A 23,791-nucleotide genomic window follows, 5' to 3' on the forward strand; every position below is an offset into this window, starting at 1 on the left:
AAATAGGCAAAAGCTGCAAAAAATTTAGCCACCCACCACTTTCGAGACCTGCGGCCAACCTGAACAAGTCAGGCTGGCCGCAAGCTTAGGGATTCATCTACTTCATCGTTGGCATGACAAACTCAGGCCCCTGACCGATGCTTGTCGGCCAGCGGCTGGTGACGGTCTTGAGCCGCGTATAGAACCGAATTCCCTCCGGGCCGTGCATGGAATGATCGCCGAACAGCGACGCCTTCCATCCACCGAACGAATGGAATGCCACCGGTACCGGAATCGGCACATTGATGCCGACCATGCCGACACGGATGCGGTGCGCGAACTCGCGGGCCACGTCTCCATTCTGCGTGAAGATCGCAGTGCCGTTCCCGTACTCGTTGTCATTGATCATTTTCGCCGCCGCCGCGTAGTCGGGCGAACGCACTACACCGAGCACCGGGCCGAAAATCTCTTCCTTGTAGATCTTCATGTCCGTGGTCACGTGATCGAACAACGTGCCACCGATGAAGTAGCCGCCCTCGTTGGAACGGAAATCGCGGCCATCGACAACCAGCTTCGCGCCTTCCGCAACGCCGGAATCGATGTAACCCCGAACCTTGTCGAGATGCTGCCGGGTTACCAAAGGCCCCATTTCGGATTCCGCATTGAATCCGGAACCGACCTTCAAGGACCGGATTTTCGGCTCCAGCTTCGCGATCAAAGCATCCGCCGTCTTCTCGCCGATCGGAACCGCAACCGAAATCGCCATACAGCGCTCACCAGCAGAACCGTAAGCTGCACCCATCAGCGCATCAGCCGCCTGATCGAGATCCGCATCCGGCATCACGACCATGTGGTTCTTGGCGCCGCCCAACGCCTGACAGCGCTTACCTGTGCTTGTTGCGGTGGAGTAGATGTAGCGTGCGATCGGCGTCGATCCCACAAAGCTGATGGCCTCGACATCCGGGTTCAGAAGCAGCGCATCGACCGCTTCCTTGTCGCCATGCACGACATTAAACACGCCGGCGGGAAGACCTGCTTCGGCCAGCCACTGCGCAATGATCAGCGCTGCGGACGGATCGCGCTCGGACGGCTTGAGGATAAAGGTATTGCCGCAGGCCAGCGCTACCGGAAACATCCACATGGGCACCATGGCCGGGAAATTGAACGGAGTGATGCCCGCGACAACGCCGAGCGGCTGGCGCACGCCAAAGCTGTCAACGCGCGTGCCGACATTCTCGCTGACTTCTCCCTTCAGAAGCTGAGGGGCACCGACCGCAAACTCGACGACTTCCAGCCCGCGCTGAATTTCGCCCTTGGCATCCGACAACGTCTTGCCGTGCTCGGAGGTAATCACTGCGGCGAGGTCATCGATTCGATCTTCGGCGATCCGCAGAAAGCGGTTGAGAATCCGGGCGCGACGCAATGACGGCGTATCGCCCCAGCCTTCCGCTGCCGCGCGCGCGGCAGCCACCGCCGCATTGACCTCGGCCGTGCTGGCGAGGCCGACCACCGCGGTCTGCTCGCCCGTCGCAGGATTAAAGACCGGCGATGTCCGACCGCTACGGCCAGCGACAAGTTGGCCACCAATATAGTGCTTGATTTCCGAAGCCATAGAAACTCTCCCTCTGATATTTCGACGGTCTTTGCGCGTCTCTTCGGCGGCGGACAACGTGAAGTATTGCGGCTTCGATGTGCAGCAAATAGAGTCATCCAATGGATTGGGACAAAGTTCGGATTTTTCTCGAGGTCGCGCGCACCGGCCAAATCCTTGGTGCGGCCAAGCGCCTCAAACTCAATCATGCGACGGTGGCGCGCAAGCTGACCGCGCTGGAAAAGGACCTCAAAACAAGGCTGGTAAACCGCCAAACGACGGGATCGTCGCTGACACCATCAGGCGTCGCGCTGCTGGCCGCCGCGGAACGCGCGGAATCCGAACTCCTGCGCGTGGGGTCGCAACTCACGTCCGTGGCTGAGAAGGTTTCCGGAACGGTGAGAATCGGTGCTCCCGACGGTCTTGGAAACTATTTTCTGGCCAATCAGCTCGGCGCATTTGCGGCGGCAAATCCCGCGCTTGTCGTGCAGCTGGTCGCCCTGCCGCGAACGTTTTCACTGGCCAAACGCGAAGCGGATATCGTCGTCACGCTCGAACGTCCCACTGAAGGCCGGCTAATTTCCACGAAACTCACCGACTATACATTGAGCGTCTATGCGTCAGACGATTACCTGAAGCGGGCTGCCACCATTCAGAAGCCGAACGACCTGGCCGATCATCTGCTCATCACCTACATTCATGACATCATCTACAGCCGCGCGTTAGACTATGCTTCGACGCTCGGCGAACTGGTGACCCGCCGTTACGAATGCGGCAGCGTGGTCGGACAGGTCGAGGCCGTTCGCGCTGGACATGGCGTCGGCATCCTTCATGACTACGCCGCCGAACGTTATCCGGAATTGAAGCGAATTCTGCCCGGCATCCGCTTCACCAGAAGCTATTGGCTCGTTTCTCATCCCGATACGCACGAAACCCGCAAGGTCCGGGAAGTCCGCCGCTATATCGTCGCCAAGGTCCGCGAAGCGCGGAGCCAGTTCATCGTGGCCTAACGGTGCCGACTTCTGTCGACGCCGATAAGCTAAGCTGCGCTGTTCGCGCTTTCCGAAACGATCGCGCCAAACTTGGCGAAGAACTCGCCAGCAAGCTTCTTTGCGGTAGAATCGATCAACCGGCCGCCCAGCTGAGCCAGTTTACCGCCGATTTGCGAGTCGACCTCGTAATGCAGGATCGTTTCATTGTCCCCGATGGCTTCCAACCTGATCGCGGCACCACCCTTGGCGAAGCCCGCAACCCCGCCAGAGCCTTCTCCGGTAATCTTGTAACCGTTCGGCGGATCGAGATCGCTCAGGGTCACCTTGCCGCCGAACGTCGCCTTCACCGGCCCGACCTTGATCACTACTTTCGCCGTCATCTCGGTCGGCGACGTCATGTCGAGTTCCTGGCAACCCGGAATGCATTGCTTCAGAACCTCTGGATTGTTGAGGGCCATCCAAACCTTTTCCCGCGAAGCTGGAATACGCTGGCTGTCATTCATTTGCATGGGAGCACCCGGATCAAAAGGAAAACAATTCAGACTGCGCAGTAGCGCTCCTGGATGGATTTATCGGCCAGCAGAGCCGCCGCGCTGCTTTCGTAAACCACCTCGCCCTGATCGATAACAATTGCCCGGTCGGCGAGACGCAATGCCCATTCCACATTCTGCTCGACCAGCAGGAGCGTGACACCTTGATCTCGCAGGCGGCGGAACAGCACGCCCATCTCTTCCACCAGCACCGGCATGATGCCTTCGGAAGGCTCATCAAGCAGGATCATTTTCGGCTTAGCGATGGTCGCGCGGGCAATGGCCAGCATCTGCTGTTCGCCACCGGACATCGTGACCGCTTCCTGATCGAGCCGCTCCTTCAGGCGAGGAAAGCTCTCCGCGATTTCATCAATCGCGACGCGCTCGTTGATACCGGCGGCGCTGGCGACCAGACCGAGCTGGAGGTTTTCGCGCACGGTCAGACCGGGAACGATCCGGCGCTCCTCCGGAACATATGCAAGGCCGAGCTTGAACCGCTGATGCGCGCGCAGAGGCATAAGATCGGTGCCGTCGAAGGTCACGCTGCCCGTGGTCTTTGACATCAGCCCCATGATGGAGCGAATCGTGGTGGTTTTTCCGGCACCGTTCCGGCCGACAAGAGCGACGACTTCGCCCTGCCCAACCGAAATCGACACACCATGCAGCGTGTGGCTTGCGCCATACCAGGCGTGGAGATCCTTGGTTTCAAGCATAGCCATCGTTCTGTCCCAGATAGACGCGACGGACCTCCCGGTCCGTCTGAATGTCACGCGGCGTGCCGTCAGCGATCAGGCGGCCATGATGCAAGACGAGAATACGGTCGCTGAGACCGAGGATCATTTTCATCTTATGTTCCACAAGGAGAATCGTCCGCTGCGTGGCGAGCTTTTCCAGCAGCGCCACCATTTCCTTGGTTTCTTCAGGCCCCATCCCTGCCGTCGGCTCATCGAGCAGCAGCACCTCGGGGTCTGAGATCAGCGCAATTGCGATCTCGAGCGCACGCTGCTGACCATGCGCCAGAAATTTCGCGGTTTCGTCGCGTTTTCCGGTCAGACCGACGGCTTCAAGTGCCGTGTCGGCCTTTGCGCTCAACTCTGGAAATCTGTCGCGATTGGTCCAGATGTTATAACGCGACTGACTCGCCTGCGCCGCGACGCGCACGTTCTCATGCACGCTGAGATCCGGGAAGATGTTTGTAATCTGATAGGATCGCGCAATGCCGAGATGCACGAACTCGTGCTGCCGGGTGCCCTTCAGATCCTTGCCCTTAAAACTGATCGATCCGCTTGACGGCGTCAGCACACCGGAAAGCACATTAAAGAATGTGCTTTTGCCTGCGCCATTCGGCCCGATGATCGACGTCACCTTGCCCGGCTGGAAAGCGGCAGTCACTCCCTCCAGCGCAACAAATCCGCCGAACCTTCGTCCGATATTTTCAACGGCAAGAAGCGGCGCGCTCATCGCATGACCTTCGACAGAAAGGTGCCCCAAATTCCCTTGGGCAGGAACAGAACGAAAAGAATGAAGATGGAGCCGACGATGATCTGCCAATGCGATGTCCATAGCGAGAACACGTCCTCCATCAAAAGGAAAACCAATGCCCCGATGAACGGACCGAAGAAACTCCGTGCGCCGCCGAGCAGGGTCATCATCACGATCATGCCGGAGGTGTGATAATGCAGCACATCCAGCGGCACGAAGGCAAGATGAAGCGCCGACATCGTTCCGGCCAGCGCGCAGATCAGGCCCGAAAGCGTGAACGACAGCAGCTTGGTGCGCTCGACATTGAACCCGCAGGTACGCGCGCGCCGCTCATTCTCCCGAATGGCTTCGATCGCAGCTCCGAACGATGAATTCAGAATGCGTGATACGACCCACAACGCGAGCGCCGCGAAGATCATCAGTATGTAGTACTTGTTGACCGGATCGAGGAAATTGATGCTCCAGCCGAACAGATTGATCCTGTTCACAGTCAACCCGCGGAGGCCGTTCTCGCCTCCCGTCCACGATGACGCCTGCAGCGCGACATAATAAACGAGTTGCGCCAGAGCGAGCGTCACCATCGAGAAGTAGATGCCGCGCGTCCGCGTCGACAACGCGCCAATGATGAATGCCAGCAGGCCGCCGCCGAGAACACCGAGCGGTACCGCAATATACCAAGGGATGCCGAATTTCCCGATTGCGATGCCAGCGATGTAAGCGCCGGCACCGAAGAAGGCCGCGTGCCCAAACGACAGCATGCCGGTGTAGCCAAACAGCAAGTTGTAGCCGACTGCGAGGACGCCGTAGACGAGAACGTTTACGGCCAGAGCCTGAGACGGCAGCACCCATGGCAGCAGGCAGAGCGCCGCGATCGATAGCGGCACCCGATACGTCGTCACCGTCGTGGTAAGCCCGGACGGCTTGCGCTCGGTGGACAAGGCAGGTGCGGCAAGGGCGGGAGATGTCATGTTCCGCTCCGTTACGCGAGTTTGCCGAACAGGCCTTGCGGCCGGATCAGGAGGACGACCGCCATCAGCGCAAACATCACGATGGTCGCCATTTCCGGCGCAAACAGCGCGGTCATGCTGATTGCAATCCCGACCAGCAGCCCGGCGATGATTGATCCAAGCAGTGAACCGAGACCACCGATCACGGTGACGACAAACGCTTCTGCAAGTACCAGTGATCCCATTTCCGGATTGACGCTACGCATCGGCCCGGCAAGCACGCCGCCAAGCGCCGCTAGTCCCACGCCAAGACCGAATACCAGCAACCAGACCTTGCCGATATCGACACCGAGCACCCGCATGATGGTCGGGTCACGCGCACCAGCCCGCACGATCAGACCGAACTTCGTCTTTTCAAGACCAAGCCACAGCAGCAGCAGCACGGCGATGATGACCCCGATCACGAACAGACGGTAGATCGGGAAGAATCCGACGCCGAGATCGACAACGCCCGTGAGTTGCGGCGGCGTCGGGAACGGAATCCCGTCGCTGCCGAAGATCATGCGCACGGCCTCCACCAGCACGTAGCTCAATCCGAAGGTGAGCAAGAGCGGATCGTCGATCGAGCGGCCATACAAGGGACGCACCAGAACGAACTCGATGATCATGCCGAACATGCCAATCATGATCGGCGCGACCAGCAGCCCCCACCAGAAGCTGCCCGTGAGGGACGCCACCCATAGTCCAGCATAAGCGCCCACCATGAATAGCGCGCCGTGTGCGAAGTTCACCACACCCAGCATGCCGAAAATAATCGACAGGCCGAGCGCGGCGATGACAAGGATCGCGCCAAGGGCAACTCCGGAGAAGAGCTGCATCAATATGAGTTCTGCATCCATTGGAGGCTTGGCTTTCCTGTTAGGCGGGGAAGCCGAGTTCGGTGCAACTCCGCAGAACGTCTTCGGAAGCCGCTTCATTCGCGACGACCTGGAACAGATCCATCTCGTTCTTCATCTCGGCTTTCTTCTTGGATTCGAGAACCAGCACCGACTGCACCGACTGATGGTCGCACTTGCGGTAGCGCTGCGGACCCTTCGCGACGTCGTACTTGAGACCCTCCAGCGCGGAGATGACCTTGTCGGTGTCAGTGCCGCCGGCCGCCTGCATCGCGAGCAGCAATGAGTAGACGCCGGTGTAGCCGTAGGCGCCATAGTCGGTCGGAATCGCACCACCGTTGGCGGCGCGATAGGCATCATTGAAGGCCTTTGCGGACGGAATCTGGCTTTCGAGGCCCCAATAGTAGTTAGCGCCGCCGACAACGCCTTCGAAAACCTCAGGACCGACAGCGAGCCGTTGATTGTGCAGCAGCACCGGAACCACAATCTTCATTTGCTGCTTCATGCCGAAATCGACCGCCTGCTTGATCGAATTGGCCTGATCGCGGCCGAAATTGCTGATGCACAGGATGTCGGGACGCATGGACCGCAGGCGCGGCATGAAGGTCGAGTAATCGGCCGCGCCGAACGGATGCAGTATCTCGCCCACGCTTTCCGCACCGATAGCAGCCTGTGCCCGTTTGAAGCCGCGCAGCATCTCGTGCCCGTAGGCATAGTCGGCCGAAAGATAGGCGACCTTCGAGCCCTTCTTGAAGGTATGACGCGCCACAGCGCCGGCTGTCATCGTCGGGTTGAGGGCCTCGTGGAAAGTGTACTTGCTGAAGTCCTTGACCTCGTTGATGGTGTCGGACTGGCTGATCGACACATAAAGGACGCCGCGCGCCCGAGTCACCTCGTTAACTGCAAGCTGCACAGCGCTCGAAAGCGATCCGACGATCGCATGTACCTTGTCCTTCTCAATCAGCTCCAGCGTGCGCGTCGCGGCTTCGCCGCCGTTCAGCTTATCATCCCGCACCAGCAGTTCGACCTTGCGGCCGCCGATGCCGCTCTTGTCGTTGAACTGCTTGACGGCGAGTTCGGCGCTCTTGACCTGATCCTTGGCTTCCGCGGCAAAGGGGCCGGTCAGCGGCGTCGGAAAGCCGATGCGAATGGTGTCATCTGCCGCACGCGCGACCCACGGCATGGCCAGATAGCTTGCGCCTGCGCCGAGGGCCGTCAGCGCGCTACGGCGGGAAATTTTTCGTTGAGCAATATTTCGGATTACGTCCGTCATAGTTTCCTCCTCCATATTAGTTTATCGATTGTTGGCTTCGTTAGAACCTTCCCAATGCCTTCAGGATTCTGCCCGGCGTCATCGGCACCTGAGCGATGGAAGCCCCGAACGGCGCCATCGCATCATTGATCGCATTAAGCGCAGCAGCCGAGGCCGCCGCAGTGCCGGCCTCTCCGACTCCCTTGGCGCCTAGCTGTGTATCCATCGTGAGCGTCTCGACGTGGGCAATCTCGATGTCCGGCATTTCGACCGCCATGGGTACGAGATAGTCTGCGAGTGAACCGTTGGTGAGCTGTCCGCTCTCGCTATAGATGCACTCCTCAAAGAACGCGGCGCCAAGCCCCTGCACCACTCCGCCGCGTATCTGCTCGTCTACCAGCATCGGATTGATGACACGGCCGCAATCCTCGACAACCCAGTGTTTCAGGATTTTGGCGAAGCCGGTCTCAACATCTAGCTCGACGTGACAACCCTGCAACCCGTTCGTGAATGCGAAGGGATAACCCTGCGGGGCGTAATGATGAACGACCGAGAGCTGCGCCTGCGTGCCGGGGGGCAATGTATCAGACCGGAAATAGGCAATCCTAGCAATTTCGGCGAGCTCGATGCGCTGTTGTGCCGTGGCCGCGTCGACGATCCAGCCGTTCTGAATATCGAGCCTGTCCGGTTGCTCCTGCAAAATAGCGCTTGCGACCGAAAGTACATTGCTCTTGAGTTTGTTCGCTGCCTGAAGCGCGGTCTCGCCGCCGATGCCCGCTCCGCGGCAGGCCCAGGTCGCGCCACCATGCGGCGTCACTTCCGTGTCGCCGGTGATGACCTTCACCCGCGCGCGATGGACGCCCAGACGATCGGCGACGATCTGGCCAATAATGGTTTCGGTGCCCTGCCCCAGTTCGGTGACCGAGATGAGGCAATGGATATCGCCGGACGGCGTAATCTTGATAATCGCGCCATCCTGCGCGGAAATGCGCGCGCCGCCGACACCATAGAACGCCGGTCCCGGGTTCGTGATTTCAACGAACGCGGCGATGCCGATGCCACGATGAATACCGCGCTTTCTGAATTCCGATTGTTCGGCGCGAAGGCGATCATAGTTCATCATCGCCCGCAGTCTGGCGAGACAGGCATGATGGGACAGCGCTTCGAACCTGTAGCCGGTCGGCGATGCGCACGGGTAGGCATCGTCCGGGATCAGGTTGCGTGTGCGGACATCGAAGACATCGAGACTGGTCTTCGCCGCGACCATATCCACCAGCCGCTCGGTGACGGTGCAGGCAATCGGATGCCCGACGGCCCTGTATTGGCTCATCTGCACCTTGTTCTGAAATACGACTTGCAGGTCGGCCCGGTAATTCTGGAAGCCGTAGGGCGCGCCCATCAGCCGGTAAACCTGATTGCCCTCAACGACGCTGGTGCGCGGATACGCAGAAAACGCACCGATACCGGTTACGTCTTCCACATCCATGGCGAGGATGGTGCCGTCGGCATCGGTCGCCATGCGCGCTCGGACCCGATGGTCGCGCGCGTGAATATCGGACACGAACGACTCGATCCGATCTGCCACGTATTTAACAGGGCGGCCCAGCATCATGCTCAGGCCCACCACCGCCATCTCCTCATGATACATGTGCAGCTTCATGCCGAACGACCCACCAATGTCGGGCGCGATCACACGCACGCAGGCTTCGGGGATGCTGTAGTGCCGGGCGTAGATGTCCTGGAACTGGTAAGGTGTCTGCGTTGCGTGATGCACCGTCAGCCGCGGTTCGTTCGGATCGTAATCGGCGACAATCGCACGCGGCTCCATCGTTACCGCAGTATGACGGCCAAAGTGGAATTCGCCTTCCACAACATGCGCAGCGTCTGCAAAAATCTCGTCCACGCCGCCGGTGTCGATTTTTCCGCGATAACAGACGTTGTCGCCGAGTTCGGGCGAAATCACCGGCGAGCCGGGCTCTCGCGCTTCATCTATATCGACGACCGCCGGAAGCTCCTCAAATTCGACATAGACTGCCTCGGCCGCATCTTCGGCCATTGCGCGCGTGTCCGCGACGACAGCAACCACAGCCTGTCCCGACCAAACCACCTTCTCGATCGGCAGCGGCAGTTGGGGCGGCGATTTCATGCCCTTGAAATGATCAAGCGTGCCGACCCACGGCGCGCAGAGACGCGCAAGGTCCTCCCCTTTCGCCACCAGCCGGACGCCTGGCATCTTGCGTGCGGCTTCCGCATCGATGGATACGATACGCGCATGGGCATGTGGACTGCGCACGAATGCGGCATGCACCATGCGCGGGAGCACGATGTCCGATACGTAACGTCCGCGTCCGGCAAGAAGCCGTTTTGCATTGGGGCGCGGAACCGAGCGGCCGATATAGGAATTCGGACGATCGAGCGAGGTCAGCGGCCCGTTCATGCCCTGACCTCCCCGTGTTCTTGCGCGGTTGGCGCACCGGCGCGACTTTGTGCAACGCGCTCGATTGCATCAACGATCGCCTCGTAGCCGGTGCAACGGCAATAGTTGCCCGACAGCGCATCGCGAATATCCTCACGCGAAGGCACGCCCGGCTGGGACAATAAACTGTGAGCGGTCATCAGTACCCCGGGGGTGCAGAATCCGCACTGCAAAGCATTGCGCTGATGAAACGCATCCTGGATGTCGGCAATGACGGCGCGTTCGCTGAGCCCTTCGATGGTCTCGATCGTCGAGCCGTCTGCCTGCACCGCAAACGTCAGGCAGGAGTGCACTACGCGATCATCCAGCAAAACGAGACACGCGCCACAGACACCCATCTCGCATCCGGTGTGCGTACCGGTCAGTTCAAGCGTCTGACGCAGGAAATCGGCGAGTGTGTCGCGCGGCGCGACACTGCTCGAGACAGCGATGCCGTTTACAGTCAGCTTGATGGCGACGGTCTCGGTCATTCCGGCTCCATGATCCGGCCAAGCAGCCGGCCGAGCAGAACGCGGGCAAGATGCAGCCGCATCTCCGGTGGCACCTGTTCATCCTCCGGCGGTTCAAGATCGTCGCCGACAACAGCCTGCGCCGCAACGATAGCCTCTTGGTTCAGGCTACGGCCAGTGAGGGCTTCCTCGGCCCGCCGGGAACGCACGGGCGTATTGCCGACGCCAAAGAATACGATGCGCACCTGCGCAATCACGCCATCCGTGAACTCGGCGAGAATTCCGAGGCCGACCAACGCGAAGTCGCCACGGCGGCGCGCCAGTTCATCGAAGGCCCAGCGATGCGAGGGGCGGACCACCGGCACATGGATCGCAACGAGCAGTTCGCCAGGCTTGATCGCGGTCTGAAACAGATCGAGGAAAAAATCATCGGCGGGAACGCGGCGCGTTCCTTCGCGGCTTGTGATTTCCAGTTCGGCACACATCGCCAGCGCCATTGCGGGAAATTCCGAGGCCGGGTCCGCATGGGAGATACTCCCCCCGAGAGTGCCCTTGTTGCGAATGGCAGGATGCGCGACGTGAGGCGCAGCTTCCCGAAACAGCGGAGCATGTTTGGCGATGAGAGGATCGGTCATGACCTCGCAATGCCGTGTCAGCGCTCCGATCCGCAACCACTCACCTTGCAGTTCGATGCCGCGCAGCGATTCAACATGTGCAATGTCGATCAGGACTTCGGGAGCCTGCAATCGCAACGCGAGCGCAGGCACAAGACTCTGACCGCCCGCGATATAGCTCGCGTCCTCGCCAAAATTTGCGAATGTCTCAAGCGCCTCTGCGACCGTGACGGGCCGCACATAGCGAAATGCTCGGGCCTTCAAAAACGCCCCCCGGTTCGTTTTATGCGTCCAGAATTGTGACCATCTGGTCTTAAATCTAGATCACGCCGCGGAAGCTCCGTCAATCACAAAAGACCATTTGGTCACTTTTTGCGAATAAGGTATCTCGGTATCCCGCAACGCACCGAACCCAGATGGCAAAAAAAGCAATTAAACCAGCCAAGAAAACACCGCGCCGCAACATGCGGGCGGCGGATCGCGAACGCTTCATTGTCGACCAGGCGGTCCGCTTTTTTGCGGAGCACGGTTTCGGCGGACAAACGCGCGAGCTTGCCAAGCGAATGGGCATCACCCATTCCGCAATCTACCGGCACTTCCCGAGCAAGGAGGCGCTGATCGAGCGCGTCTATGAAGAGATTTATCTCAGCCGCTGGTCGCCATCATGGAGCGACCTGATCCGGGATCGAAGTATTCCCTTGCAGATGCGGCTGGTTCGCTTCTATCTCGAGTATGTCGAGCAGGTCTTCGAGTACAACTGGGTGAGGATCTTCGTCTTCTCGGGCATGAAATCCTTCGACATCACCAAGCGCTACCTTGAGATCGTCCGGAAGGAAATCATCGAGCCGGCCTGCAGCGAACTACGCCACGAACTCAAACTGCCCGCGCGCGACGTAGCACCGCTCTCGGAACGTGAAGTGGAAATGTTCTGGGGATTACACGGGCGCATCTTTTATATGGCGATCCGCCGCTTCGTGTATGACACCCCGACGCCGAAGCAATTGGACACCATCGTCGTCGATGCTGTTCGGACATTTCTCGATGGCGCAAAGGGCTTGATGCCAGAGCTTGTGCCACCACAGAAGCCGTAACCCTCGTTCAGCACGCTTTGAAGTGAACCTCTCCGCACAGGAAACCCGCCGGCGGCGGCCGTCGCGCACGGGTCGTCGTATCCGCGATCCTTCCCCCGGTTCCTGAACAGCCATCAGTACGGAAAAATCCCGTAGAAAAATGCAGTTCTGCAGTTGGCACCTCCGTATTGATATGTTACTGATATGTCAGTTGGGATAAATTCGGAGAGAGCGGCGATGGAACTCGTTCAGACCGTCATGACGGACCGACAGCGGAAATATCGGGCGACCTATCGGGAGCGTGTCGCCGGCTGGTACAACGGCTGGCTTCATATCCTGCTGATTTACACGATCGGGTTCACAGCGCTTTACGTGTACATCGCCAACATGCGCGACGTGCGCGCCTGGGAATTGCTGACCATTCCCGCCGTCTTCCTGATCGCAAACTTCTTCGAGTGGGCCGTGCACCGCTATGTGATGCATCGGCCATCCAATATTCCGGTGCTGCGCGCTGTCTACAGCCGCCACACCCTGATGCATCACCAGTTCTTCACCGAAGAAGAGATGCGTTTCGCCGATCATCACGACTGGCGCGTGACGTTCTTCCCGCCTTATGCGCTCGTCGTTTTCACCTTCATGTCGATTCCTGCAGGAATCGTGGCAGGCTACGCCATTTCGCCAAATGTCGGCTGGCTGCTGATTACGACCACCACATCGATGTACCTGATCTATGAGTTCATGCACTTCTGCTGCCATGTCGAAGAGAACTGGTTCGTGCGCAACATGCCGTTCGTCAACACGATCCGCCGGCACCACACCGCGCATCACAACCAGTCGATCATGATGGAGCGCAACATGAATCTGACCTTCCCGGTCATGGATTATGTATTCGGCACCTCAGATCTCGATCGCGGTCTACTGGGTCACATCTTCAACGGCTACAGCACCCGCTATGTGAAAACAAACATGCGCAAGACCGCACGGACACCGCGAGTGGCCACCACCACACTTCAGCAAACCAAAGCCTGATTCGAGCGTGACAAACCGAGATGAGCAATGAATCAGCTTGAACCGAATATCATACAACTTGTCTGGTTCACGGCTCTCTGGAGCGTGTGCTGTCTCGGCTTTCTTCAACTCGCCGGCATGTATCCGCTGGAGTCCCGGGCCGCGAGGATTCCCGTTCCGCTGGTGATCGTGAGCACCGTGCTTTGGGTTGTCCTGCTGATCGGCGCATTTGCCTATGCGGTCGCCGAGTTGCGCTGGAGCAGCATCGTTGTCGTCGCAGGCTTGCTGTTTCTATTTATGCCTGAGCCGTTTCAGGCGATCCCGGAACGGTGGCGAAACAGTTCGACAGGGCTGGTCGTCACGGGACTTGTTCTCGCTGCGGCGTTGACCGCTCTCGGCGCGTTCACGTCAAATCCCATCACGTCCTTTCTGAAATCCATCACCTGATAATCGCCATTCCGGAGACGGGTACATGCCGCATCGCATCAAGTTCCTTCTGTCCGTGGGCTGTCTTTTAGCAGCTGCGGTGGCTTACTTTTACATGGCGCAAGCGGGTAAAATCGGCCCGAGCTACGCCGTCGCGTTCCTTGGCGTGTTCGCCACCATCGCCATGTGGGTGTTTCCTGAGGTGATGAAGAAGGGTGATGACGACCGGCGCATCCGGTCGTAACGAGGGGCAAGAACATGACTCACTACATCGGCGACAGAACGATTGACGGCATCGCAGTGTTCGCTAACGGCAAACCACTGTCGCCCTATTACGACCAGTTTGCACTCACCGATCGCGGCTTCGAATGGAGCTACGAGGGTCCGGAGCCTGCGCAGCTCGCCTTCGCCCTGCTGTACGATCACCTGCACGATGCCAACAGGGCCAAGGCCCTGCACGAACAGTTCATGAAGAACATCGTGGCGAACTTCGACAATGTCTGGGAGCTCACCTCCGAGGACATCGACGAGTCGATCAAGGCTCTCGCTTGAAGCCGCGAACCCTTCTCGCCCCGCTCACCGGAACAGATTGATGAGTTCAGATTTCCGCGCCGCCGTGCTGCACAAGGTCGGCACGCCGCTGGCAATCGAGAAGATTTCTGCCGCAGCCGTCGAGCCGGATGACGTCAGGGTGCGGATTCGCGCCACCAGTCTTTGCCATACTGACCTCGAGGTCATCGACGGCTCCCTTCGCAATCCGTTGCCGATGGTACTCGGCCATGAAGCCTCCGGCGTAATCGAGGAAATCGGCCGCAACGTGACCCATCTCAAGGTCGGCGATCATGTGGTGCTGTCGTGGAATCCACATTGCGGTCACTGTTTCCAGTGCGACCGCGACCAGCCGATCCTGTGCGACACCTATATCGAGGCCGGCCCGCGAGGGATGCATTTCGACGGCATGTCGAAAGCGGCCCTCGCTTCGGGAACGCCTCTCGCCCATCTGATGTATCTTGGCACCTTCGCCGAATACTGCGTGATCCCAGCCCAGCAGGCGGTTGTGGTGCCGAAGGAGATACCGTTCGACCGCTCCTGCCTGATCGGATGCGGCGTCATGACCGGCGTCGGCGGCGCGCTGAATGTCGCGGACATCCGCCAGGGCGACACAGTGATGGTGTTCGGTTGCGGCGCTGTAGGACTGGCCGCCGTTCAGGGTGCAAGGCTCGCCGGCGCGGGGACCATCATCGCGGTCGATCTTGATGACGCTAAACTGCAGATCGCCGCCCGTGTCGGAGCGGATAAATGCGTCAACGCCACCAAGGAAGACCCGCTGGAAGCAGCGCGCGCGGCGACCGGCGGTCGCGGCGTGGATGTCGTGCTCGAATCCGCCGGCCATCCGACCGCCTTCCGGCAAACCACCGAGGCCGTGCGCCTCGGCGGCCAGGTAATCTGGCTCGGCAAAATCGACGTGACCAAGGATGTGAGCTTCCGCTGGGGCTCGCTGATGGGCGAAAAACGCCTGCGGCGCTCAAGCTATGGCGGCGCACGGCCACGGCGCGACTTTCCACTCCTCGCCAAGGCCTATCTGGAGGGACGACTGAAGCTCGACGAGTTGATCACCCACCGCATGAAGCTCGAATCGATCAACGAAGGATTCGATCTTCTTCGCGCCGGGAAAACCATCCGCACCGTGATCGATTTCTAGCAGCGTCCCGTCAAAGCGTGGATCGCGCGAAACTTTCGATATAGCCGACCAGCCGGTCGGAAGCAGCACCCGCGCGATCTGGATCGCGCTCCGCGATGGCTTCGGCGACTTCCGCATGCAGCCGCGCGGCGAGCGGCAGATCGGCAGTCTCTCGATAGTGCTGATACCAGAATCTGCGCGACAGACCGTGCATCAGGCCCATGGAACGGCTGGCGAACTCGTTGCGCGCCGTCGCGGAAATCAGCGCGTTGAACTCCTGATCGAGCCGCATGAACGCCATCGCATCGGATTCAAGCGACGCGCGTCTCATGCTCTCGGCGATAACGGCGAATTTTTTGCGCTCGGCGTCGTTGGCACGCTCCGCCGCAGCGCGAGCCATCAGGCGCTCAAGTTCCCGCCGCACTTCAAGCAGCCGCAACTGACTGTGCAGATTGATCTCGGATACCAGAATGCCGCGCCGGGGCAGGATATTCACAAGGCCATCGCGCGACAGCCGCTGAAGCGCCTCCCGGATCGGCGTGCGCCCGATCTTCAAGAGTTTAGCCAACACTGCCTCCGAGAGCACTGTGCCCGGCTCAAGCCGCAGCGTGACGATCATCTCTTCGAGTTCAGCGTAGGCCCGGTCCGTCATCGACAGTTCGGAAGGCAGCTCGGACACAGACATCTCGCGCCGGGGCCGAGAACCGGTTGCGCGGCCTGTCTGCCTGCGGCCCGCACGTTTAGGCACCTTCGCTGTTGCCAACGGTTGAATGCTCCGTTTATCGATCGGCAGCCAGGGCAGAATGTCATAAAGCCGGATGCGAACACGCGCATTATGCGTCTAAAGCGCTCGGGCTCAACGCTTTTTCGCTTCCCCGCACAAGAATCGTTGAACACGCTGCGCCCAAGCGCCGCGCAGCGGGGCTCCGAGTAAGTCAGCGCGGCCGCGGCAGGCAATCAGGATCACCGCTGCGCAGGTGACCTAGGCGGACAATTCGCGGGCAATCACCAGACGCTGGATCTCGCTGGTTCCTTCCAGAATCCGGAGCACCCGCGCCTCGCCCGGCAGGCTCGATACATCGTATTCCTCGAACGCGCCGTATCCGCCATGGACTTGAAGGGCGATGTCGGCGGCCTCGCCGGCCATCTCAGTGGCAAACAGTTTTGTCATTGAGGTTTCGAGGCGGAACGGCCGGTCCGCGTCTGCGAGACATGACGCGTTTCGGATCATGAGTTCAGCGGCATGAATATTTGTCAGCGCATCCGCAAGCGGAAATGTCAGGCCCTGATGGTTGAACACCGGAACGCCGCCGACCTTGCGATTGTTGCCATAGGACTTCGCGAGATCGACTGCCTTGCGGGCAAGACCCAGCGCAGTCGCGGCAACAAGAATACGTCCGATGCTCAGCGTGGTGAGAATCTGCTTCAGGCCGTCGCCGCGATTGCCAATGATATTGGCCTTGGGAATGCGGCATTCATCGAGGAACAGTTCAACGGAATCCGCGATGCGCCAGCCGATCTTGCGACCGGGTTTGCCGACCGTGAAGCCGGGTGTACCGACTGGCACCACGAAGGTCGAAAGGCCACGTGGGCCGAGATCTGGGTCTGTTACCGCGACGAAGGTGGTGACGCCGTGCAGCGGCGTGCCGGCGTTGGTTGAGAACACCTTCGAGCCGGAGAGCACGAACGAATCGCCGTCCTCCACTGCGCGCATCTTGACGCTGGCGACGTCGGAGCCGCCGCTCGGCTCCGTGACGCCGAACGATGCGACCATGTCGCCCCGGCACAGCGGCTCAAGCCACTCCTTCTTGATCTTATCCGAACCGTAACGGGCAATGGTCGTCATTGGCGCGCTGTTGCAAAGATAGATCGCAGCAAAACCCGGTTCGATCCGAGCGAGCTGCTCGGCAACGATTGCAGCGCCACGGGTACCAAGGCCGCCCCCACCGAAATTGGGGTCGTAAGCCGTGCCCATGAAACCGAGCGCGAGAAATTCCTTCATCAGCTCGATCGGGAATTTGTGTTCATCGGCAAACGCCTTGATCTTGGGGCGCAACGAACCTTCCGCAAACTGCTGCAAACCGTTGCGCAGCATGGTTTCGTCTTCGTTCAGATCGAGTAGCATCGTGCCTGTCCTGCTCGTTATACTGTCTTTGGTCGTGCGTCAGCGCCGGTACTTGGCGAGAGTTTGCTGCGCGGCTGTCTCGCGGCAATTGTCGAGAAAGAGGCGGTTCGCCTCGAAGTCCATCGCCTCGGCATCTTCCATCATGTAATTGGAAAAGAAGCGCTTGGTCGCACGCACTGCGGGCCGCGGCAGGTTCGCGATTTTCTGGGCGATGCTCAGAGCCGTCTCAAGTGCCTTGCCATCGTCGCAACAATAATCAACCACGCCGATCGCGCGCGCGGCTTCGCCGTCGAGCACCTCGAGGCAAAAACAAAGTTGCCGCGCCTTGACCAAGCCGACACGTGACACCAGCGACTTGATGCCCCAAGGGGTCAGCCAGCCATGCGGCACCTCGGGCAAGCTCCACTGCGATCCGCGTCCTGCGACCACGATGTCGCAACTCGTTGCCAGGGTGAAACCGCCTCCAACTGCGAACATCTCGACGGCAGCGACGATGGGCGTTTCGAGGAAACCCATCAACCGCCCGAGATCGCCGCACTCCTGCTCGAAGCGGCCCATGGCCTCAAGATCAAGATTACCGATGAACTTGAGATCGCTGCCAGCGGAGAACCCCGGCGCCGCGCCAACCAAGACGATCGCACCAACATCCTTGTCGCGGTCAAGTTTAAGAAGCGCGTCCTTCACGCCATCGACCAGCGCCTGGTCCATGGCATTGCGGCGAGCGGAACGCAGCAGCGTCACCATCGCCACCCCACCACGCATCTCGATACCAACGACTTTCTCTTCAATACTCATATCATGTGCCGAGATACATTTGCTTGACCTCGGGAGTCTCCGAGAGCTGCCTGGCGTCGCCATTCATGACGATGCTGCCCGATTGCAGGATATAGGCGCGGTCGGCGCAACCCAGCGCCATCATGGCGTTCTGCTCGGCCAGAAGAATCGCCAGACCCTCCCGCGCGAGATTCCTGACGATCGCTCCAAGCTCCTCAATGATGATCGGCGCAAGGCCGAGCGTCGGCTCGTCGAGCAGCATAACCTTGGGGCGTGACATCAGGCCGCGGCCGATGGCCAGCATCTGCTGCTCACCGCCCGACATTGAGCCCGCGCGCTGAATGCGACGTTCCCGGAGTCGAGGAAACATTGTGAAGATGCGTTCGAGATCACCACCGAGATCGTTGCGGTCGGCACGGTGATAGGCGCCCATCAGCAGGTTCTCGTGGACGGTGAGACGCGGAAAGATCTGGCGTCCTTCCGGCACCAGAACCAGCCCCGATTGGACGCGCTCCACGGTGGGCAGCGCTGAAATGTCCTTACTGTCAAAGCCGATCGTTCCGGAGTCGGCCTTTTTGAGACCCGCAATCGTCCTCAGCGTCGTGGATTTTCCGGCTGCGTTCGAACCGATGAGAGCGACGACTTCCCGCTCCTGAAGCGAGAGGCTCACATCACGCAGAACCTTTTGCTTGCCGTAGCTGACGTTAAGATTTTTCAGATCAAGCATGTTTCTTGCCCAGATAGGCGGTCACGACGGCGTCGTTGGCGAGAACGTCGGCGGTCGTTCCGGAAGCGATAACGGCCCCGTGATGCAGGGCGATAGATCGGTCGGCCAGACGTCCGAGAAAGCCCACCTTGTGATCGATGATGCAGAGCGTCACGCCATGGGTTTTCAGATCGCGAAGCACGGCGTCGAGATTGGTGATCTCGTCGTGGCCGAGCCCCGAAGCCGGCTCGTCCAGCAGCAGCAGCTCCGGATCGCAAACCATCCCCATAGCCACGCCGAGCATCTTCTCGCCGCCGTAGGACAGCGAGCCTGCCTCGTCGTTGCGATGTTTATAGAGTCGGCACAACTCGAGCATCTGATCGATCTTTTTGCTTAGTGTCTTTTCAAGATCTGCCGTCGCACCCTTACCAAACAGCGTTCGCAGGCGTCCCGCGCCAAGCGCGCGCTTGACGTGAAGATGACATGCGATGCGCATGTGCTCCGCGACGGTCAGTTCCGGAAAGAGCTGCGGGTTCTGGAAGGTCTTGACCAATCCCTGCTGTGCGACCTGGAACGGCGTAAGCGCATTGATGTTCTCACCCTTCCAGATGATCTCGCCGCTTGTCGGCTTCAGGATGCCGGCAATGAGACTGAGCGTCGTCGTCTTGCCCGAACCGTTCGGTCCGAAGATGCCGATGATCTCGCCGCGTTCGATACCTAACGTGACATTGGAAACGGCGGTCAGGCCGCCAAAGCGCTTTGTGAGGTTCTTGATATTAAGCAGCATTTTTTCTGCTCGACAAAAGACCCATGATGCCCTTCGGCATGACCAGGATCACGAAGATGAGGATGGCGCCGTAAAGCGCGATGCGAAGTTCGGCGCTAAGCTCGATCATGTGAGGCAGCGCGGTCAGCAAAAGCGCGCCGATCACAGGGCCGATCAGCGAGTTGATGCCGCCAAGCAGGACCATCGCCACGATATCGAGGCCGAGCGTGATCGACAGGTAGTGCGGCTCGACGAACCCGGCGTAGAAGCCGTAGAACGCGCCGACGAGACCGGCGAGCGCACTGCCGATGGCAAAGCTGAGCAGCTTGTACTTGAAGACATCGATACCGAGCGTTTCACCCAATTGGTCGTTCAGGCGGATGGCGGCAAGGCATTGGCCGATCCACGAGCCGAGCACGCGCTGGCAGATAATGTAGATGACAACCAGCAGAGCCAGCGTCACGTAGTACCAGGAAAACCCGCTCGAGAATGTGAGCGAACCCCATGGTGTCCACAGCGACGGCTTCTCGACCACCGTAATGCCGAGCGAGCCGTTGGTGACACTGTTCCAGTTGAGCGTGATCAGCCGCAGCACTTCCGAAAACGCCATGGTGACGACGGCGAAGTAGAACTCTTTCAGCTTGAAGCGGAAGCAGATCGTGCCGACGAGAATGGACAGTGCCATTACCAGTGCGAGAGCGCAGGGAATGGCAAGCCAGAAATTCCAGCCGAAGCTCGTAACAAGGATCGTCACCACGTAGGCCGATACGCCAAACGAAGCGGCATGGAACATCGACAACTGGCCAGTGAAGCCGAAGATCAGATTGAAGCTGACGGCAAGCGACGCCGCCATGAAGCCATAAATGGCGATCGCCAGCGTGGAATCGCTTTTGACGAACCATGGCGCCACCAGCGCAACGAGCAGACCGCCTAGGATAGCAAATCTCATGACTTATCTCCGAACAGCCCGCTCGGGCGAACAAGAAGGATGGCGATGAGGAAAACGAGCCCATACGCATCGCGGAAGGCAGACGGAAAGAACACCGACCCGATGTTTTCACTCACGCCCAGAATAATGCCGCCGCCGAGCGCGCCGATCACGCTGCCGACACCGGCAAGGATCGCGGCCTCAACCGCCTTCAAAATGTAGGCTGCGCCGATGGTCGGCTCGAGCGAGTACATGCTTGCATAAAGTCCGCCTCCGAGCCCGGCGAGCGCGGTGGAGTAGACAACGACGATGGTTTGGAGGCGCTCAGTGCGAATTCCCATCAGCGCCGCGGCTTCCGGATTCTGCGCATAGGCAAACGCGGCGCGGCCGAGCCATGTCCGCGTCAGCGCCAGATAAGTGCCGAAGATGATCGCGAGGAAGACAAGGCAGACGACGACCTTGATTTTCGGCAGGAACATGCCCGCAACCTGAAACGCGCCCGGCAGAACATAGGTCAGATCTTTCGGCGTCGTCGTAAACGCCGCAAGGATAAGCGCCTCGAATACCGAGATTAGCCCGATCGAAACCAGAAGACCGTTCACGAGATTGCCGCGCGTGAAGCGGAACAGCATCAGGTCGGACAGATAGCCGATGATGCTGACAATGAGAACGGCGCCGATCACCGCCACCGGATAAGGAAGGTGATTCACATCGTAGAGATACCACGTGCTGTAGGCGCCGAGCATCATAAACGCTCCGAGCGCAAAATTCACGATGCCGGTGAGCCCGAACGTCAGCGTCACACCAAGCGCAATGATGCCGTAGAGCGAACCGACAATAATGCCGTTGAGCAGCTGACCGAGAATGAGCTGTGTCATGGATAAGAGTACCCGTTGCGGATTGGCTCCGCGAAAAACACCAACATGTGCAGTTGAACGATCGGGAAGCGGCGCCCTGGATAGGCGAGGGCGCCGCCTCTCCTCTCGCTATTTGGTCGGGTCGAACTTGACGACCTCGATCGTGCCACCCTTGCGGACATGCACGACGTCAAATCCGAAGACTGCTTCGCCGGTCTGGTCGTACTTGATCTTCCACAAGCCGTCGTAGGTCATTTCCGACAGCACCTTGCGGATCTTGGCGACGTCGCTGACCGTACCCGCTTTCTGCATGGCTTCGACAAGCATGTAGACGTGGTCATAGCAGGAGGACGAGCAAAGCGGTGCCTGATCGTACGGGAAGTCACGCTTGTGAATCTTCTTGTAGCTCTCGACGAAAGCCTTGGTCTTCGGCTCGGTCTTCTCGGCTTCCTCGAAGTACTTCGGAACGTAGGCGATGTAGTCGGCAATCGTGTCCTTGTTCTTGAGCGCCGGGCCGATCGAGCCACGCACCAGGAAGAAGCGGTTGCCGAAGCCCGATTCCGTGGACTGGCGCACGATGTCGTACAGCACCGCATCCGAGTAGCCCGGAAAGAGAATGTCCGGCTTGCCAGACGCGAGCTTGGCGAGCGCTGCGCTGAAGTCCTTGGTGCCCGGCTCGAAGAGTTCGACCTGCAGCTCAATGCCGGCATCCTTGAACAAGCCGGTATAGATGTCGACGGCAGTCTTGCCGAAGGCATCGTTCTGGAAAAGCATCGCCACCTTTTTGGTATTCAGCTTTTTCAGGTAGTCGACCATCAGCTTGCCGAAGCCCGACTGCCCAGCATCCCAATTCCAGGTGCGCAGCAGATAGTCGTGATCCGGCTTGCCCAATGCGTGGTGCGCGGACGTTGCGCCGGCAAACAGCAAGAACTTGCCGTTGTTCTGGTTGGCAATCGGCTCGATCGCATTGAACACGTTGGTCAGGAACGGTCCGAAGACGAACTGAACGTTCTCTTCCATCATCTTGCGGAATTGCACGGTCGCCTCGCGCGGCTCGCCGCGCGTATCCATCTGCAGCAACTGAATCTTGTAGGTCTTGTCGCCGACCTTGAAGCCGCCCTTGGCGTTGATCTCTTCAACAGCGACCTTGGTGCCCTGCGCGGACATCCATCCGTATGTCGCAGTCGCGCCGGTCAGGGCCTCGATCTGCCCCAGCTTTACCGTTTCCTGGGCGACAGCCATTGGGCTGAACGACACGGCCGCCATTGCAATGGCGGCGACGCAAGTTTTCTTTATTTCGAACATTCCACTGTTCCTCCCCGAACGGTGTTGTATTATTCAAGTGACGTACTAGTAATATATTACAAACTGACGGTCAACGCTTTCCGCACGAGGACGGCTGCTTGTGAAGATCATTGGTGATTGTGTGCAGCGCACTGTCCTTGTTTGTGCGCCTGCGCTATTTGAACCCGGTAACGTAGTATCGCGAAGCGAGTCGTGCCCGGCAGATCTGTTTTGAGGTTTTCATCATCACATGGCTAGGAAAACCGGAATTGCGCCCCCGACCGAGTCCCAGGCCGACATGGCCCACCGCCGGCTGGAGGAAATGATTGTCACGTTGCAGCTCCCTCCAGGCAGCCACTGGTCCGAAGAGGGTCTGGCCGATCAGATCGGCATTGGACGAACGCCGGTCCGCGAGGCGGTGAAACGTCTCCAGGGGGATTACCTCGTCAGTATCTTGCCGCGGCATGGTTTGATGATCACGGAAATCAACGTTCATGAGCAGTTGCTCGTGATCGAATTCCGGCGCGAACTCGAAGCCTTCATTTCAAGGCGTGCCGCGCTCCGCATTTCCGCATCCGAGAAAGAATTGCTGACCGTGGCTGCGCGGGAGATCGACAACGCCGGCGCCAAGGGCAATCTGCAAAAGTATCTGCGCGAGGTCTTCAACGCGAACCACCTGATCGCGACGGCGTCGGGAAATCCCTTCGCGGCCAAATCGATTTCTCCGCTCCATGCCATGTCCCGGCGGTTCTACTACCGCTATGAGAGAGATCTCCAGAATCTCGGCGCGATGGGCTCGCTTCACGCCGAGCGCGCACGGGCCGTCGTTCAGCAGGATGAAAAACTGGCCGTCGAGAAAGCCAACGCGCTCATGGATCAGATCGAAAGCTATACCCGTCGAATATTCAATCTCAGCGTCGGCGCGTTGTAGATGCCGACGCCAAAATTACAGAAACAG

Annotated in this window: 26 protein-coding genes; 8 read left to right on the forward strand and 18 right to left on the reverse strand. The window is 59.4% G+C overall.

The genetic code is table 11. From position 1 onward, the window contains the following. Positions 1–97: 97 nt before the first annotated feature. Positions 98–1,591 carry a CoA-acylating methylmalonate-semialdehyde dehydrogenase gene (locus LVY71_RS18160; protein WP_235101242.1) on the reverse strand — a complete coding sequence of 498 codons (1,494 nt, stop codon included), beginning with the start codon at positions 1,589–1,591 and terminating at the stop codon, positions 98–100. A 101-nt stretch (positions 1,592–1,692) separates the two neighbouring features. Here LVY71_RS18160 and LVY71_RS18165 point away from each other — a divergent pair, with 101 nt between their 5' ends. Next, entirely contained in the window at positions 1,693–2,580 is an 888-nt protein-coding gene (locus LVY71_RS18165; protein WP_235101243.1) for a LysR family transcriptional regulator, read from the forward strand. Between the two features lie 29 nt (positions 2,581–2,609). Here the strand turns inward: LVY71_RS18165 and LVY71_RS18170 are convergent, their stop codons facing one another. The 9 genes from LVY71_RS18170 to LVY71_RS18210 are packed head-to-tail and all read right to left on the reverse strand — an operon-like array spanning position 2,610 to position 11,472. Beyond that, positions 2,610–3,071, reverse strand: coding sequence for an SRPBCC family protein (locus LVY71_RS18170; protein ID WP_235101244.1), 462 nt, complete (start codon positions 3,069–3,071; stop codon positions 2,610–2,612). Between the two features lie 29 nt (positions 3,072–3,100). Beyond that, positions 3,101–3,805 carry an ABC transporter ATP-binding protein gene (locus LVY71_RS18175; protein WP_235101545.1) on the reverse strand — a complete coding sequence of 235 codons (705 nt, stop codon included), beginning with the start codon at positions 3,803–3,805 and terminating at the stop codon, positions 3,101–3,103. Continuing rightward, a complete protein-coding gene (locus LVY71_RS18180) occupies positions 3,798–4,553 on the reverse strand; it encodes an ABC transporter ATP-binding protein (protein WP_235101245.1) in 756 nt (251 codons plus the stop codon). Before LVY71_RS18180 ends, LVY71_RS18175 begins: the two co-directional genes overlap by 8 nt. Continuing rightward, positions 4,550–5,542, reverse strand: a complete 993-nt coding sequence (locus tag LVY71_RS18185; protein WP_235101246.1) for a branched-chain amino acid ABC transporter permease — start codon at positions 5,540–5,542, stop codon at positions 4,550–4,552. The genes LVY71_RS18180 and LVY71_RS18185 overlap by 4 nt, the downstream gene beginning before the upstream one ends. 11 nt (positions 5,543–5,553) lie before the next feature. Continuing rightward, entirely contained in the window at positions 5,554–6,420 is an 867-nt protein-coding gene (locus LVY71_RS18190) for a branched-chain amino acid ABC transporter permease (protein WP_235101247.1), read from the reverse strand. Between the two features lie 19 nt (positions 6,421–6,439). Next, positions 6,440–7,690 carry an ABC transporter substrate-binding protein gene (locus LVY71_RS18195; protein ID WP_235101248.1) on the reverse strand — a complete coding sequence of 417 codons (1,251 nt, stop codon included), beginning with the start codon at positions 7,688–7,690 and terminating at the stop codon, positions 6,440–6,442. 40 nt (positions 7,691–7,730) lie between these two features. Beyond that, entirely contained in the window at positions 7,731–10,106 is a 2,376-nt protein-coding gene (locus tag LVY71_RS18200) for a xanthine dehydrogenase family protein molybdopterin-binding subunit (protein WP_235101249.1), read from the reverse strand. Beyond that, entirely contained in the window at positions 10,103–10,615 is a 513-nt protein-coding gene (locus LVY71_RS18205) for a (2Fe-2S)-binding protein (RefSeq protein WP_235101250.1), read from the reverse strand. Before LVY71_RS18205 ends, LVY71_RS18200 begins: the two co-directional genes overlap by 4 nt. Continuing rightward, positions 10,612–11,472, reverse strand: coding sequence for an FAD binding domain-containing protein (locus tag LVY71_RS18210; RefSeq protein ID WP_235101251.1), 861 nt, complete (start codon positions 11,470–11,472; stop codon positions 10,612–10,614). Before LVY71_RS18210 ends, LVY71_RS18205 begins: the two co-directional genes overlap by 4 nt. A gap of 200 nt (positions 11,473–11,672) precedes the next feature. Between LVY71_RS18210 and LVY71_RS18215 the strand changes: the two genes are divergently transcribed. The 6 genes from LVY71_RS18215 (at position 11,673) to LVY71_RS18240 (ending at position 15,414) form a co-directional block, all read left to right on the forward strand. Next, positions 11,673–12,299 (forward strand): TetR/AcrR family transcriptional regulator, encoded by a 627-nt coding sequence (locus tag LVY71_RS18215; protein WP_235101546.1) that lies wholly within the window; start codon positions 11,673–11,675, stop codon positions 12,297–12,299. 216 nt (positions 12,300–12,515) lie between these two features. Beyond that, complete coding sequence (locus tag LVY71_RS18220; RefSeq protein WP_235101252.1) at positions 12,516–13,307, forward strand: sterol desaturase family protein; 792 nt, start codon at positions 12,516–12,518, stop codon at positions 13,305–13,307. 27 nt (positions 13,308–13,334) lie between these two features. After that, entirely contained in the window at positions 13,335–13,733 is a 399-nt protein-coding gene (locus LVY71_RS18225) for a hypothetical protein (protein WP_235101253.1), read from the forward strand. 25 nt (positions 13,734–13,758) lie between these two features. After that, positions 13,759–13,956: a hypothetical protein gene (locus tag LVY71_RS18230; protein ID WP_235101254.1), complete on the forward strand. Its 198-nt coding sequence runs from the start codon at positions 13,759–13,761 to the stop codon at positions 13,954–13,956. A gap of 14 nt (positions 13,957–13,970) precedes the next feature. After that, complete coding sequence (locus tag LVY71_RS18235) at positions 13,971–14,264, forward strand: DUF6166 domain-containing protein (protein ID WP_235101255.1); 294 nt, start codon at positions 13,971–13,973, stop codon at positions 14,262–14,264. A gap of 40 nt (positions 14,265–14,304) precedes the next feature. After that, entirely contained in the window at positions 14,305–15,414 is a 1,110-nt protein-coding gene (locus LVY71_RS18240; protein ID WP_235101256.1) for a Zn-dependent alcohol dehydrogenase, read from the forward strand. Positions 15,415–15,424: 10 nt separating this feature from the next. Here LVY71_RS18240 and LVY71_RS18245 read toward each other — a convergent pair whose 3' ends face one another. From LVY71_RS18245 to LVY71_RS18280, 8 genes are all read right to left on the reverse strand, one after another. Then, positions 15,425–16,078 (reverse strand): GntR family transcriptional regulator, encoded by a 654-nt coding sequence (locus LVY71_RS18245; protein ID WP_235101257.1) that lies wholly within the window; start codon positions 16,076–16,078, stop codon positions 15,425–15,427. Positions 16,079–16,375: 297 nt separating this feature from the next. Further along, positions 16,376–17,518 (reverse strand): acyl-CoA dehydrogenase family protein, encoded by a 1,143-nt coding sequence (locus LVY71_RS18250; protein WP_235101258.1) that lies wholly within the window; start codon positions 17,516–17,518, stop codon positions 16,376–16,378. Between the two features lie 39 nt (positions 17,519–17,557). After that, positions 17,558–18,313, reverse strand: coding sequence for an enoyl-CoA hydratase/isomerase family protein (locus LVY71_RS18255; protein ID WP_235101259.1), 756 nt, complete (start codon positions 18,311–18,313; stop codon positions 17,558–17,560). Between the two features lies 1 nt (position 18,314). Continuing rightward, the gene (locus LVY71_RS18260; protein ID WP_235101260.1) at positions 18,315–19,019 is read right to left on the reverse strand and encodes an ABC transporter ATP-binding protein; all 705 of its coding nucleotides are present in this window, start codon (positions 19,017–19,019) and stop codon (positions 18,315–18,317) included. Next, entirely contained in the window at positions 19,012–19,785 is a 774-nt protein-coding gene (locus LVY71_RS18265; RefSeq protein WP_235101261.1) for an ABC transporter ATP-binding protein, read from the reverse strand. The genes LVY71_RS18260 and LVY71_RS18265 overlap by 8 nt, the downstream gene beginning before the upstream one ends. Continuing rightward, positions 19,775–20,713 (reverse strand): branched-chain amino acid ABC transporter permease, encoded by a 939-nt coding sequence (locus LVY71_RS18270; RefSeq protein ID WP_235101262.1) that lies wholly within the window; start codon positions 20,711–20,713, stop codon positions 19,775–19,777. The genes LVY71_RS18265 and LVY71_RS18270 overlap by 11 nt, the downstream gene beginning before the upstream one ends. Next, complete coding sequence (locus LVY71_RS18275) at positions 20,710–21,570, reverse strand: branched-chain amino acid ABC transporter permease (protein ID WP_235101263.1); 861 nt, start codon at positions 21,568–21,570, stop codon at positions 20,710–20,712. The genes LVY71_RS18270 and LVY71_RS18275 overlap by 4 nt, the downstream gene beginning before the upstream one ends. A 108-nt stretch (positions 21,571–21,678) precedes the next feature. Next, a complete protein-coding gene (locus tag LVY71_RS18280) occupies positions 21,679–22,854 on the reverse strand; it encodes an ABC transporter substrate-binding protein (protein WP_235101264.1) in 1,176 nt (391 codons plus the stop codon). A 229-nt stretch (positions 22,855–23,083) separates the two neighbouring features. On the opposite strand from LVY71_RS18280, the gene LVY71_RS18285 reads away from it, so the two are divergent. Further along, on the forward strand, positions 23,084–23,764 hold the full coding sequence (locus LVY71_RS18285; protein ID WP_235101265.1) for a GntR family transcriptional regulator: 681 nt from the start codon (positions 23,084–23,086) through the stop codon (positions 23,762–23,764). Positions 23,765–23,791: the final 27 nt, after the last annotated feature.

It is taken from the genome of Bradyrhizobium sp. G127, assembly GCF_021502575.1.
Classification (GTDB): Bacteria; Pseudomonadota; Alphaproteobacteria; order Rhizobiales; family Xanthobacteraceae; genus Afipia.